The following is a 13,648-nucleotide window of genomic DNA, read 5'->3' as shown; positions in this document are numbered from 1 at the left end:
GTCCGCTCCGACCCGGGGCGTTCCGGCCGAGCAGCACGCCGGAACGCCCCTGAAGGATCATCGTGACCACGCACATCGCCCCACCTCGGCTGCTGCCGAAACAGTCGCCACCCGGTATCGGGACGCGGATCCGCAACACCCTGCCGGAACGCTTCGCCCCCTACGTCTACATCGCCCCGTTCTTCCTGATCTTCGCCGTCTTCGGCCTGATCCCGCTCCTGTTCACTTTCGTGGTGTCCCTCTTCGACTGGAACCCGATCGGTCAGCAGACCTTCATCGGCTTCGACAACTTCACCAGGCTCGCGGCCGACCCACGGTTCTGGAACGCGATGCTCAACACCTTCGCGATCTTCATCATCTCCACGGTGCCGCAGCTGGTCATCGCCCTGGGCCTCGCCCATCTGCTGAACCACGTCCGCCTGCGCTTCGCCACCGGGTTCCGGATGGCGATGCTCGTGCCGTACATCACCTCGGTCGCCGCGACCACGATCGTGTTCGCCCAGCTGTTCGACCGTGACTACGGGCTCTTCAACTACCTCATCAGCTTCTTCGGCGGTGACCACGTCGACTTCCTCAACGACAAGGTCGGCTCGTGGTTCCTCGTCGCGCTCATGGTCGTCTGGCGGTGGACGGGCTACACGACGCTGCTGTACCTGGCGGCGTTGCAGGCCATCCCTCGTGACGTGTACGAGGCGGCCGCCGTCGACGGCGCCGGCGGCTGGAAGCAGTTCGTCTACATCACCATCCCGTCGTTGCGTCCCATCATCGTGTTCACGATCGTCACCTCGACGATCGGCGGGCTCCAGGTGTTCACGGAACCACTGCTGGTGAACCCGGCCACCGGCCTCACCTGTGGTGCGGCACGACAGTGCCAGACGCTCACGCTGTTCCTCTACGAGCAGGGCTTCGGCCAGTTCGAGTTCGGATACGGCTCGGCGATCGGCGTCGCGCTGTTCGTGATCGTCGTGCTCGTCGCCCTGCTGAACTTCTTCCTGTCCACCCGCACCCGAGGAGGACGCTGATGTCCGAGACGCTCAACTCCACCCAGCTGATGGCGAGCGCGACCTCGGTCGGCCGGAAACGGAACGGCGGCCGGATCGGCCGCATCCCCTGGTACACCTACGTCCTCCTCGTATGCGCCGTCGTCGTGAGCATGTTCCCGCTGTACTTCATGTTCGTCGTCGCGACCACGGACTCGGCGACGGCGACCACCCTGCCACCGCGGCTGTACCCGGGCGACAACCTGTTCCACCTCGTTGGGCTCGTGCTCGAGACCGTGCCGTTCATCCAATCGATGATCAACAGCCTCATCGTCGCGCTGTCGATCGGCGTCGGATCGGCCCTGCTCTGCGCCCTGGCCGGGTTCGCCTTCGCGAAACTGGAGTTCCGCGGCCGCAACGCGCTGTTCATCCTCGTGGTCCTCACCATGACCGTGCCGACGCAGCTGAGTGTGATCCCGCAGTACCTGATCATCTCCGCGCTCGACTGGGTGGACACCCTGCAGGCACTCATCGTCCCCGGCCTCGCGAGCGCGTTCGGCATCTTCTGGATGCGTCAGCACATCTCGAGCTCCGTGAGCGACGAGCTGCTCCAGGCCGCGAGACTCGACGGTGCCAACACCTGGCAGATCTTCTGGCGGATCGTCTTCCCGGTCATCCGACCGGCGGCGTTCGTCCTGGGACTACTCGGCTTCGTCGGATCCTGGAACGACTTCCTCTGGCCGTTCATCGTCCTGAAGTCGCCCGAGATGTACACGGTCCAGATCGCGATCAAGGCCCTGCAGTCGCAGCGGTCGATCGACCTCGGCCTGGCGATGGCCGGGTCGTTCCTGGCCACCATCCCGCTGCTCATCGCGTTCATCTTCGTCGGCAAGCGCATGGTGACGGGGATCATGGACGGAGCGTTCAAGGGATGACCCTGCAACACGACGGCGTCACGCCGACCACGTCGGGCATCGTCCGCGGCGTCTGGAACGACCGACGGGCGTCACCCGACGAGCGGGCGCGAGCACTCCTCGATGAGATGACCCTCGAGGAGAAGGTCGGTCAGCTCGGTTCGGTCTGGTTCACCGACACGGCGGGCGACTTCGCGCCGAGCGTGGGTGGCTCCGACGACCCGGCTGCGCCGACATCGGCGCCCACCGGCGACTTCACGGGTGGCCTCGGGCAGTTGACGCGCATCTTCGGGACCGAACCGGTGACGGTGGCCGAGGGTGTCGATCGCCTGCGGGAACGGCAACGGCAGGTCGTGGCCGGCAACCGGTTCGGCATCCCCGCGATCGCACACGAGGAGTGTCTGACAGGGTTCGCCGCGTACGGTGCGACCGCCTTCCCGACGCCGCTCGCCTGGGCCGCCTCGTTCGACGAGGAGCTCGTTGAGCGGATGGCTGAGGCGATCGGAGACGACCTCCGTTCGGTCGGTGTCCATCAGGGACTCGCGCCGGTCCTCGACGTCGTCCGGGACTACCGCTGGGGCCGGGTCGAGGAGACGCTGGGAGAGGACCCCTACCTCGTCGGCCAGCTCGGCGCCGCGTACGTGCGTGGTCTCGAGCGGTCCGGGGTCGTGGCGACGCTCAAGCACTTCGCCGGCTACGCCGCGTCCCGAGGCGCGAAGAACCACGCCCCGGTGAGCATGGGGCGCCGCGAGCTCGCCGACGTCGTGCTTCCGCCGTTCGAGACGGCGATCCGGCTCGGGGGAGCGCGAAGCGTGATGAACGCCTACACCGATCTCGACGGCGTCCCCGCCGGTGCCAGTGTCGAATTGCTCACCGGCATCCTGCGCGACGACTGGGGTTTCGACGGCACCGTCGTCGCCGACTACTGGGCGATCCCGTTCCTGGCGACCATGCACCATGTCGCGAGCGACGCGGCGGAAGCCGGCGCGCTCGCCCTCACCGCCGGGATCGACGTCGAGCTCCCGGAGACCGCCGGCTACGGCGCCGTCCTCGTCGGGCTCGTCCAGGACGGGGCGCTCGACGAGCGGCTGGTCGACCGGGCCGTGCTCCGGCACCTGCGGCAGAAGATCGAGCTCGGCCTGCTCGACGGGGGTCCGCTCGTGCCGGAGCATGCCGCATCGACCGATCTCGACGGCCCCCGCAACCGCGCCATCGCGACGCGTCTGGCCGAGGAGTCGGTCGTCCTCCTCCGGAACCGCGCCGTCCTCCCACTCCAGACCGCCGCGCGCATCGCCGTGATCGGGCCGGCGGCCGACCAGTTCCGCAGTCTCGTGGGCTGCTACGCGTTCCCCAACCACGTGCTGTCGAAGCACCCCGGGCACGATCTCGGCATCACCATCCCGACGATCCTGGACGCGGTGCGTACCGAGTTCCCCGCGGCTGACATCGTCGTCGAACCGGGATGCAGCATCACCGAGACCGGTCAGGAGGACGTTCCGGCCGCCGTCGAGGCCGCCCGTTCAGCCGACGTCGTCGTGCTGGCCGTGGGCGACATCGCGGGCCTGTTCGGCGATGGTACTTCGGGAGAAGGCTGTGACGCCGAGGACCTGCGCCTCCCCGGGGGCCAGCACGACCTCGTGCTCGCCGTCCTCGCGACCGGGACGCCCGTCGTCCTGACCGTGCTGTCCGGGCGACCCTACGCACTGGGGGACTACGACCGGGCCGATGCACTGGTCCAGGCGTTCTTCCCCGGTCAGGAGGGCGCGGCGGCCGTCGCGGGGCTGCTGTCCGGCCGGGTGCAGCCGAGCGGACGGCTCCCGGTGCAGATCCCTCGCTCGCCGGCCATGCCGGGCACGTACCTGCAGCCGCCGCTCGGTCTGGCGTACCGCGGGATCAGCGTGCTCGACCCCACGCCGCTCTTCCCGTTCGGTCACGGCATCACCGCCGGGGACGTCCGCTACCGATCGCTCACGAGTGCAGCGGAGCTCGCCGTCGACGGCGAGGTCCTCGTCGATGTGACGGTCGAGAACGTGGGTGTGGAGGACGCCGTCGAGGTGATCCAGCTCTACGGCACGGATCCGGTCGCCTCCGTCGTGCGTCCCTCGGTCGAGCTGCTCGCATTCGCGCGCCTCACGGTCGCTGCCGGGACGTCGGCCACGGTGCGTTTCTCGGTGTCGGCCGATCGCTTGTCCTTCACCGGAGTCGACGGCCGTCGGGTGATCGAACCGGGGACGTACGTCCTGTCCGCCGGGCCGTCGGCACTCGAGCGTCCGCTCACCCACACGATCGAGGTGACCGGCAGCAGGCGGGAGCTGGTCGGGCCGCGCGAGCTCCGCGTGGACTGGCGGCGTGTCGACGCGGTCGCGAGGAAGGCCTGACCATGCCGTTCGTCCCGATCTCCCAGGTCACCCTCACGGGTGGGCCCCTGTTCCAGGCGCAGGAGGCCGACCGCGCCTACCTGCGAGCCCTCGAGCCCGATCGTCTGCTCGCCCCGTTCCTCCGTGAGGCGGGCCTGGAGCCCCGGGCGGCGTCCTACGACGACTGGGAGGTGCGCGGACTCGACGGCCACACCGCCGGGCACTACCTCTCGGCCTGCTCCCTGATGGTCGCCTCGACCCGGGACGACGTCCTGCGCTCCCGACTGGAGTACACGGTCGCTGAACTGGTCCGCGCACAGGACCACCTGGGTACCGGGTACGTCGGTGGAGTCCCTCGGAGTGCCGAGCTCTGGGCCGAGGTCGCAGCGGGGATCACCGAATCGACGTTCCGCGCCGGCCGCTGGGTGCCCTGGTACAACCTGCACAAGCTGTACGCCGGTCTCATCGACGCGGCCCGATTGACCGGGAATCAGGTGGCACGCGACGTCGTCCTGCGCCTCGCCACGTGGTGGGAGGAGCTCGCCGCCGGGATCGACGACGAGCACTTCCAGCTCATGCTCGAGACCGAGATCGGCGGGATGAACGAGGCGTACGTCGACCTCTTCGACCTCACGGGCGATCCCCGCCATCTCGCGATGGCAGCCCGCTTCACGTCGACCGCCCTCAGCGGACCGCTGTCGCGTCGTTCCGACGAACTGACCGGCCTGCACGCCAACACCCGCATCCCGCAGTTCGTCGGGTTCGCCGCCCTCGCCGCTCGGAGTGCTGATCCGGCCCTCGCCCGCGCGGCCCGGTTCGCCTGGGAGACGATCCTGACCCGGCGCACGGTCGCGATCGGCGGCAACAGTGTCCGCGAGCACTTCCACGCCATCGACGACTTCACCCCGATGACCGAAGACCGCGAGGGCCCGGAGACCTGCAACAGCTACAACCTGATCAAGCTGGGCCGACGGCTCAGTGCCGACGAGTCCCACCCGGCGATCACCGACGCGCTCGAACGGATCCTCTTCAACCACCTCCTGTCATCGCAGCACCCTGAGCACGGCGGGCTCGTCTACTTCACCTCGATGCGACCCGACCACTACCGCGTCTACTCCTCGCCGGAGCACAGTTTCTGGTGCTGCGTCGGGACCGGCCTGGAGAGCCACGCGAAACACGGTGAGTCGCTGTACCGGTTCGACGACGACACGCTGTCGGTCGAGCTCTTCGCGCCCTCCGTCGTGCGGATCCCGGAACTCGGTCTCGAGCTGGAGCAACGCACGGCCTTCCCCTCCGACGGCGTGGTCAGACTCACCCTCGGGCTCACCGGTCCGCGGCGGTTCCGGCTCCGCGTCCGAGTCCCCGGGTGGAGTGTTCCGACACCCGAGGTGTTCGTCAACCGCGCTCCGGTGACCGCCGGACTCGAACGCGGCCACCTCGTCGTGGATCGCGAGTGGAGCGACGGCGACACCGTGTCGTTCGAGCTCCCCATGGGCGGTCGTGCGGAACCGTATCCGGACGGCTCGGACTGGACCTCGCTCCTCTGGGGTCCGTCCGTCCTGGCTGCCCGTGGCGAGTCGCTGCCGACCGACGTGGTGCTGGCCGGCCGCGCCCACGCCCCGCACACCGCCGTCGGCCCGCTCACCCCGCTCGCCTCGGCACCGATCGTCCCGCGGTCGGCTGTGCCCTACCGGGACGCCGACGGGCGACTCCGGATCGACTCCGACCGAGGACCGATCCCGTTGGAACCGTTCGCAGGCCTGCACGACGCGCGGTACACCGTCACGTTCCCCGTGGCGTCGACGGCGGACGAGGACGCCGTCGCTCGGCGCCGCACCGCCTTGGTCGAACGGGACCGACGCGCCGCGAGCATCGACGGACGGACGGTCGACCGGGTCGCGCTGGGCGAGCAGCAGCCGGAGGCGGATCACGCGTTCGAGGGGGTGGCCAGCGCCAGCGGCGCGGTGGGTGGTGTCCGCTGGCGGAGCACGGCCAAGCGTCTGTCCGTGACGCTCGTCGACCCGCATCTCCTCGGCCGGGTCGTCAGAGTGACCTGGCTGCACGACCCGGCGGGCCACGGTCTCACCCTGGAGATCGACGGCACGCCGGTCGCTCCGCAGGAGGGCGGGCGAGACGACGACCTGGAGTGGGCGGAGTACCCGCTGACGCCCACCAGCGCCGGGTGGGGTGTCCGGCGGTTCGCGCTCGTCGCGCAGCCGGATCGCGAGACCCCGCGGTGCACCGAGCTCCGCGTGCTGACCGCCGAGGGAGTCTGACCACCGGGGTGGGCACGCGCAGCACCCCGGGATGCGGGACCATGGAGCCATGACGACGACGCCGGAGCAGGACGACCTCAGCGTGACGCTCGCGGACGTAGCCGCGAGGTCCGGGTGCTCGGTGTCGCTCGTCTCCCGGGTGCTCGCCGGGAAGCGCCATGCATCCCCGGACACCCGTGACCGCATCCTCGCTGCAGCGCACGACCTCGGCTACGACCGCGCAGCACAACGTCGCGGCCGACCTCGCTCGGTCCCGCGCCTGCTCGACCTGGCGATGAGTCAGTGGGACGACCCCTGGGCGAACACGGTCGTGACGAGTGTGCGGCGGGCGGCCGCTGCGGCGAACTACGACCTGGTGCTCACGCCCGAGAGCGAGTCGATGGTCGACGACTGGCCCAGTCGGGCACGTGCGCGGGGATCTGCCGGTGTCGTCGTGTGCCTCATCCGTCCCAACGTCTCCCAGCTCGACATCCTCGCCTCGGCCAACATCCCCGTCGCGCTCCTCGATCCGCGTGCGGAGCCGGCGCGGAGTCTGCCGAGCGTCGGGTCCACCGACTGGCAGGGCGGCTTCGACGCGGGTCGGCATCTCGCCCGGCGGGGGACACGTCGGTTCCTCATCATCACCGGCCGGCCGAAGTACCGGTTCGGCCGTGCGAGGGAGGCCGGTTTCCGAGCGGCGGTCGAACGGCACGCCGACGGGGCGACGGTCGAGGAGATCTCGTCGCCCTGGTCCTCGGAGAGTGCGTTCGTCTCCGTGCGCAAGCTGCTCAGGCAGGGCGGGCTCCCGATCGGCGTCTTCAGCTGCAACGACGAGATGGCCTACGGCGTCTACCGCGCCGCTGAAGAGCTACAGCTCCGCATCCCCGACGACATCCGGGTCGTCGGCTTCGACGATCTCCCGCAGTCCAGGTTGATGCCGCCGCCGATGACGACCGTGCGACAGCCGATGCGCGCGATGGCCGCGCGTGCGGTCCAGCTCGTCCTCGAGGCGGAGCCCGGGACGGACCCGGGGGACCGCGCGGAGTTCCCGACCGAACTCATCGTCCGCGCCTCGAGCTGACGCGGACGCGGACGCGGGAGAATGGTCGCCATGACGGGATCAGCGGACACCGACGAGGTGTCGACGGAGCACTCGAGCGTGTCGACGTGGATGCAGGCGCTCGGCACGGCGACCGGGAACCCCGGCGGCGGGGCCGCATCCGGACTCATGCTGGCGATCGCCGCCGGCCTCACCGCGATGGTCGCCGGCTACACCCGAGCCACGCACGCCACCGAGGACGCGAACGGGCAGGACGAGAACGGGTCCGAGGCCGAGGCCGAAGTGACGATCGCCGCACTCCGTACTCGCGCCGAGGCGCGCTCCGAGCTGGCGCTGCGTCTTGCCGACGAGGATGCCCATGCCTCGCGGGCGTTCGGCAGTGCCTTCCGTCTGCCGGCCGGCGTCGAACGCGACGAGGCGATCCGTGCTGCGTCCATCGAGGCGGCCGCGGCCTCCGCGCGGCTGGGCGAGCATGCCGTCGACGCGATCGACGATCTCGCGTGGCTGACCGAGCACGGCAACCCGGCGTTGATCGCCGACGTGGCGGTGGCGATCGGTGCACTCCGCGCGGCGATCACGGGAGCGCGGACCAACGTCAGCTTCGATCTCGGTTCGGTCCGCAGCGCACACGGCTCCCTCGAGGAGATCCGCGCCGACGAGCCGCGCCTGTGGGAACTCGTCCCCGTGTTCGACCGCGCCCTCGAGCGGATCGACCGGCTCGCGGCGTCGATCGACCCCGAGGCCGCTCCCACCGACGCGGCGTCGTAGCCGGTGGTCAGCGCCCGCCGGGGCGCGCAGCCGGGCCGCTCGGAACCCGGACGATCAGGGCATGGTGCAGGTTCGTCAGCGAGACCGAGATCACGGAACCGTGCGAGTCGCCGTCCAGTTGGATCTCCTGCGGCTCCGCGAGTCTGAGGTGCATCGTCCGTGCCTGTGCGTAGCTGATCGCGCGTGCCTTGGGCGAGAGTCGTCCGACCAACCGGCCGAACCGCGTGCGGTGCAGCATCCGGTTGAACGTCAGGCGGTAGCCGATGTTCCCCCAACCCGGACCCTTGCCAGGGCGCAACATGACGGCATCGAGCAGGCCGTCGTCCACGACGGCCTCGGGGAGCAGCAGGACCCCACCGGTGAGCGTGCCGGAGTTCCCGACGATGATCGTGTGCGCTCGGGCAGCCGCCTCCGGACGGTCGTCGAGTCGATAGTGCAGGTCGAACTGCCGGTTGCCGATGATGCTCCGCGCGATCGGGTCGGAGTAGGCGAGCCAGCCGATCCGTCGCTTCAGCCGCTCATTGGTGTGGCCGGCCATGTGTGCGTCGAGGCCGATGCCGGCCATGACGAGGAAGACCTCGTCCCGGTTCGTGCCGTCGCTGCGCCCGAGACTGACCTGGCCGACGTCGACCACCTGGTCACGCCCTGAGCAGGCGATGTCGACCGACCGCTTGAGGTCCCCCAGCGGGAGGCCGAGCGCTCGGGCGAAGAGGTTCCCCGTTCCGGCCGGGACCAGCCCGAGGGGGATGCCGGTGGACGCGATGGCCTCGGCGGCGACCCGCAGTGTCCCATCACCTCCCGCGACCAGGATGACCGAGGGTGTCGAGGCGATCGCGGCCGAGGACGCACCCCGGCCGTCGTCGTCGGCGCTCGTCTCGTGCCAGGTGGAGGGTGCCAGTCCGTGCGTCGACTCCGCGGCTGCGACCACCGAGCGGAGGACCGTGATGTCGACCTTGGAGGGATTGACGACGACGGCTGCGCGTCGACGTCCGCGTTCGGCTGGTGCATCGTTCACAGCGTCAAGGATAGGAGGCACCGGCTCGGAACCAGCGGTGGACGCGAGCTGTGCCGCGGGTTCGTGAGACGCTTGCCCCATGGACCTCGAGGTGTCGCCCGGACTGATGATCCCGGCAGCCGAACTGCAGTGGCGTTTCTCCCGGTCGTCCGGCCCGGGCGGACAGCACGTCAACACCTCCGACAGCCGTGTCCAATTGACGTGGAGTGTGGGCGAGTCGGCCGTCCTCACCGATGAGCAGCGCGACCGACTGCTCGAGCGGCTCGGCGCCCGGCTGGTCGGCGGAGCCATCACCGTGACCGTCTCCCGCGAGCGATCGCAGCTCCGGAACCGCGAACTCGCACTCGAAGCGCTGGCGACACGCATCAGGTCGGCTCTCGCGCCGCCGGCGCCGACGCGCCGGCCCACGCGTCCGACCCGCGGATCGGCGCGACGCCACCTCGCCGCGAAACAGCAGCGGAGCGCCACCAAGCAGCAACGGCGACGTCCCTCCGACGACTAGCGGGTCACACCGTCGCCTCCCGCAAGGGCGTGCGTCGGACGGTCCGGTCCATTAGCGTTCCCGGAGAGCGCACCCGTCGACGCCGTCGTCGTGCGCGAACGGAGGAACACCATGCGCATCGTCGTCATCGGCGGGACCGGCCACATCGGCACCTTCCTCGTCCCGCGACTCGTCCGGGCCGGCCACGAGGTCGTGAGCGTGAGCCGCGGCGATCGTTCGCCGTACACGGACGCGCCCGAGTGGGACCAGGTCGAGCGGGTCCGGGCCGATCGGGAGGCCGAGGACCGGGACGGTGTCTTCGCGCGACGCATCGCGGACCTCGGCCCGGACGTCGTCATCGATATGGTCTGCTTCACAGTCGCCTCGGCGACGGCGCTCGTCGAGGGACTGCGCGGCAACATGGGTCAGCTGCTCCACTGCGGATCGATCTGGCGCTACGGTCCCAGCGCGTCCGTCCCCATCGTCGAGGGCTCCGGGACGCCGCCGTTCGGCGACTACGGCGTCCAGAAGGACCAGATCGCCCGGCTGCTCCAGCAGGAGACCGCCGACGGAGGACTGGTGACGACCTCCCTGCATCCCGGACACATCGTCGGACCGGGGTGGGTGCCCATCAACCCGCTGGGCAACCTCGACCTCGGGGTCTGGCGGACCCTCGCACTCGGTTCACCGCTGCGCATCCCCGGGCTCGGTGCCGAGCTGCTGCACCACGTGCACGCCGACGACGTCGCGCAGGGGTTCGAGCTCGCCGTCGCGAACCGGGACCGTGTCGCCGGCGAGGACCTCAACGTGACCTCGGCCGCCGCGGTGACCGTCCGCGGCTACGCCGACGTCGTCGCCGGCTGGTTCGGACGCTCGGCCGAGCTCGAGTCGGTGACCTGGGAGCACTTCCGAGCCGAGACACCGACTGAGCACGCCGACACCACCTGGGAGCACCTGGTACGGAGCCACTGCGCGTCGATCGACAAGGCACGGTCGCTGCTCGGATACGAACCCGCCTACACCTCGACGGAGGCGGTCCTCGAGTCCGTCCGTTCGCTCGTCGCCCGCGGGGAGGTGGACCTGCCCGAACCACGAGCAGCCCTGAACACGAGCCGCTGACGACGCGATCCTTCAGGGGGCCTGCAACGAGCTCCGGAGCCCGTGCGGTGCGTCGACCTTCGGACGCTGAAGGATCCCGCGGCGCCGGAGGATCGGTACGAGTTCGTCGAGCATGCGGTGCACCGTCACCGGGTGGAGGTCACCCGAGAAGATGAACCCGTCGTTGTCCGCTTCACTGCCGGCGCGTTCGATGTGGTCGGCCACCTCAGCCGCCGTGCCGACGACACCGCTGCCGTCGGTGATCCGCCCGAGTCGTGCCTTCGGCACGAGCAGCTCCCGGAGCGTCACCGCCGCGAAGGACTCGTGCCGGCCGCGCAACGCGTCGAGGCTGCCGCGCGACACGTGGTCGCCGAAGACGGCCGGGTCCACCGGTCGGTCGAGGTCGAGCGCGGTGAGGTCCGTCTCCAGGTCGCTCGACCACGCGAGTGCGACGGAGCGCAGCGTCTCATCGTCCGGCTGTTCCGAGGCCGCGACGAGTCGATCGGCCTCGGCACTGCTCGACACGATGACGGGCTTGAACACGAACAGGATCGCGGGAGGGGTGTCCCGACCGACGGCAGCCGAGGCGTCGAGGACCCGCCTCCGGTACGCACGGAGGCTCGCGATGTCGAGCGGTGCGAGGGCGAGCTGGACGTCCGACTGTCGTCCGGTGAAGGCGAGCCCTCGCGGCGAGGAGCCCGGCGACACGATGACGGGCTCCCCACCGGAGTCCTCGTCGAAGGGGAGGGCGTTGAGCGGCCCGTCGAAGTCGTAGTGTGCGCCGCGATGCTCGACGCGGTCGAGGTGGCGGCCGTCGGCGAAGCGTCCGGAGGCGGTGTCGCCCACGTACGCGCCAGGTCGCCAGCTCCGCCAGAGCGCGCGCACGCCGTCCAGCCACTCCTCCGCCCGCTCGTAGGCGATGTCGTGCGGCACGACCGGCTCGCCGAAGTGACGGCTGCTGCCGACGTCGGTCACCACGTTCACCCCGAACCGTCCGCGGCTGAGGTGCTGCAGGGTCGCGAACTGCCGTGCCGCCTGGTACGGCGGCAGTTGCAACGGGTTCACGGTCGGGATGATGCCGATGCGCTCCGTCACCGCGAAGAGGAACGGGGCGAGGCTCAGTGGGTCGTGCTTCGGCCCGCCGTAGGCGCCGCGGATGCGGAGGTCGAGCGTCTCGGGATTCCCCAGCGAGAGGGCGTCCTCGATGATCAGGAGGTCCAGACCCGCCTGCTCGAGCTCGCGCACGGCCTGCTGGTAGAGCGCGGGCTCCCGCCAGCGGTAGTCCCAGTCGAGGTACGGATGCCCCCAACCGTGCGGACCGAACCCACGTGACAGGAACCAGCCGAAGCGTTGCCGGGCGCTCACGCGGCGACCGCCTCGTCCGCCGTTACGCTCGCGCCGGTGCTCGTCGACGGTTCCCGGACCGGGAGCGCGTCGAACGCCGAGGCGAGATCCGCGATGAGGTCGGCGACGTCCTCGATGCCGACGGAGATCCGCACGAGTCCTTGGCCGATGCCGCTCGCCGCGAGCTGCTCGGCCGAACGCTGGGCGTGCGTGGTCGAGGCCGGGTGGAGGATCAGCGACCGGACGTCGCCGAGGTTCGTCATCCGCGTGAACAGGCCGACGTGGTCGATGACCGTCCGCGCTGCGTCCCGTCCGCCGTGCAGGGTGAACGAGAACACCGATCCCTGTCCATCCGGCAGGTACCGGTCCGCCAGGCCTCGGAACGGACTGTCGCTGAGCCCCGAGTAGTCGACCGAGGCCACTTCCGTCCGTCCCGCCAGCCACGCCGCGAGGGCGAGGGCGTTCTCGCTCTGGCGTTGGACGCGGAGTGACAGCGTCTCGATGCCCTGTGCGATGAGGAACGCGTTGAACGGCGAGGGCGTCGGGCCGAGACGCAGTGCGACCGATGCCCGTGCGTAGGCGGCCAGCGCTGCACGCCCATCCGCCTCGACGTGGCTGAGCCCGCCGAGCGCGGCGAGCGGCGAGGTGAGGTGTCGGTAGCGGTCTGCGCGAGCGGCCCAGTCGAACGTGCCGCCGTCGACGACGACGCCGCCCAGCACGGTGCCGTGGCCCGCCAGGAACTTGCTGGCCGAGTGGACGACGATGTCGGCGCCGTGCTCGATGGGACGCAGGAGGTAGGGCGTGGCGAAGGTGTTGTCGACGACGAGCGGGACCCCGTGCGCATGGGCCACGTCGGCGACGAGACGGAGATCCGTGAGGTCGTTGCGGGGGTTCGGGATGGACTCGACGAAGATCGCGCGCGTCTCGGGTCGGATGGCACGCGCCCAGGCGTCGGCGTCGAGCGGATCGGCGACCTCGCTCGTGGTGATCCCCAGCCGGCCGAAGTTCTCCGTGAAGAGGCTCCGCGAGCCCTCGTACAGACTCGGCGCGGTGAGCAGGTGGTCGCCGGCCTCGAGCAGGGAGAGCAGCGCGACGCCGACGGCCGCCTGTCCGGAGCCGAGGAGCAGCGCGTCCACACCACCCTCCAACGCGGCGAGACGGCGCTCGACGGCGTCGATCGTCGGATTGCCGACCCGGCTGTAGCTGTATCCACCAGGGTCCGGTCCGAACCGCCGCTCCGCCTCATCGAAGTCCGTGAACACGAACCCGGCACTCGCGTAGATCGGCAGTGCCCGCGGCTGGAGCGGCGCGTCGGGTGCACCACCGGCGTGCAGCTGTCGGGTGCTGAAGCCCCCTCGGTCCCGCTCGTACATCGC

General features: G+C 70.3%; 11 protein-coding genes. 8 read left to right on the top strand and 3 right to left on the bottom strand.

The window, feature by feature from the left end; translation table 11 throughout:
• The first annotated feature begins 62 nt into the window (after positions 1-62).
• Genes ACZZZB_RS00380 through ACZZZB_RS00355 form a run of 6 tightly spaced genes read left to right on the top strand, consistent with a single transcriptional unit; the run spans position 63 to position 8,334 of the window.
• Positions 63-1,022, top strand: coding sequence for a carbohydrate ABC transporter permease (locus ACZZZB_RS00380; protein WP_079705845.1), 960 nt, complete (start codon positions 63-65; stop codon positions 1,020-1,022).
• On the top strand, positions 1,022-1,915 hold the full coding sequence (locus ACZZZB_RS00375) for a carbohydrate ABC transporter permease (protein ID WP_463528704.1): 894 nt from the start codon (positions 1,022-1,024) through the stop codon (positions 1,913-1,915). The genes ACZZZB_RS00380 and ACZZZB_RS00375 overlap by 1 nt, the downstream gene beginning before the upstream one ends.
• Complete coding sequence (locus ACZZZB_RS00370) at positions 1,912-4,272, top strand: beta-glucosidase (protein ID WP_463528703.1); 2,361 nt, start codon at positions 1,912-1,914, stop codon at positions 4,270-4,272. Before ACZZZB_RS00375 ends, ACZZZB_RS00370 begins: the two co-directional genes overlap by 4 nt.
• Before the next feature lie 2 nt (positions 4,273-4,274).
• Positions 4,275-6,527: a beta-L-arabinofuranosidase domain-containing protein gene (locus tag ACZZZB_RS00365; RefSeq protein ID WP_463528702.1), complete on the top strand. Its 2,253-nt coding sequence runs from the start codon at positions 4,275-4,277 to the stop codon at positions 6,525-6,527.
• A gap of 49 nt (positions 6,528-6,576) precedes the next feature.
• A complete protein-coding gene (locus ACZZZB_RS00360) occupies positions 6,577-7,587 on the top strand; it encodes a LacI family DNA-binding transcriptional regulator (RefSeq protein WP_192017997.1) in 1,011 nt (336 codons plus the stop codon).
• A 30-nt stretch (positions 7,588-7,617) separates the two neighbouring features.
• Positions 7,618-8,334, top strand: a complete 717-nt coding sequence (locus tag ACZZZB_RS00355; protein WP_463528701.1) for a cyclodeaminase/cyclohydrolase family protein — start codon at positions 7,618-7,620, stop codon at positions 8,332-8,334.
• Between the two features lie 7 nt (positions 8,335-8,341).
• Here the strand turns inward: ACZZZB_RS00355 and ACZZZB_RS00350 are convergent, their stop codons facing one another.
• Positions 8,342-9,349, bottom strand: coding sequence for a diacylglycerol/lipid kinase family protein (locus ACZZZB_RS00350; protein ID WP_463528700.1), 1,008 nt, complete (start codon positions 9,347-9,349; stop codon positions 8,342-8,344).
• A 79-nt stretch (positions 9,350-9,428) separates the two neighbouring features.
• Between ACZZZB_RS00350 and arfB the strand changes: the two genes are divergently transcribed.
• Both arfB and ACZZZB_RS00340 read left to right on the top strand, forming a co-directional pair.
• A complete protein-coding gene (arfB, locus tag ACZZZB_RS00345; protein WP_124769279.1) occupies positions 9,429-9,851 on the top strand; it encodes an alternative ribosome rescue aminoacyl-tRNA hydrolase ArfB in 423 nt (140 codons plus the stop codon).
• A 111-nt stretch (positions 9,852-9,962) separates the two neighbouring features.
• A complete protein-coding gene (locus ACZZZB_RS00340) occupies positions 9,963-10,949 on the top strand; it encodes an NAD-dependent epimerase/dehydratase family protein (RefSeq protein WP_463528699.1) in 987 nt (328 codons plus the stop codon).
• A gap of 12 nt (positions 10,950-10,961) precedes the next feature.
• Here ACZZZB_RS00340 and ACZZZB_RS00335 read toward each other — a convergent pair whose 3' ends face one another.
• Both ACZZZB_RS00335 and ACZZZB_RS00330 read right to left on the bottom strand, forming a co-directional pair.
• A complete protein-coding gene (locus ACZZZB_RS00335; RefSeq protein ID WP_463528698.1) occupies positions 10,962-12,293 on the bottom strand; it encodes an LLM class flavin-dependent oxidoreductase in 1,332 nt (443 codons plus the stop codon).
• Positions 12,290-13,645 carry an O-acetylhomoserine aminocarboxypropyltransferase/cysteine synthase family protein gene (locus ACZZZB_RS00330; protein ID WP_463528697.1) on the bottom strand — a complete coding sequence of 452 codons (1,356 nt, stop codon included), beginning with the start codon at positions 13,643-13,645 and terminating at the stop codon, positions 12,290-12,292. Before ACZZZB_RS00330 ends, ACZZZB_RS00335 begins: the two co-directional genes overlap by 4 nt.
• Positions 13,646-13,648 lie beyond the last annotated feature (3 nt).

Source organism: Plantibacter sp. AC185 (assembly GCF_979258065.1).
This window is presented reverse-complemented; position numbering and strand designations above follow the sequence as displayed.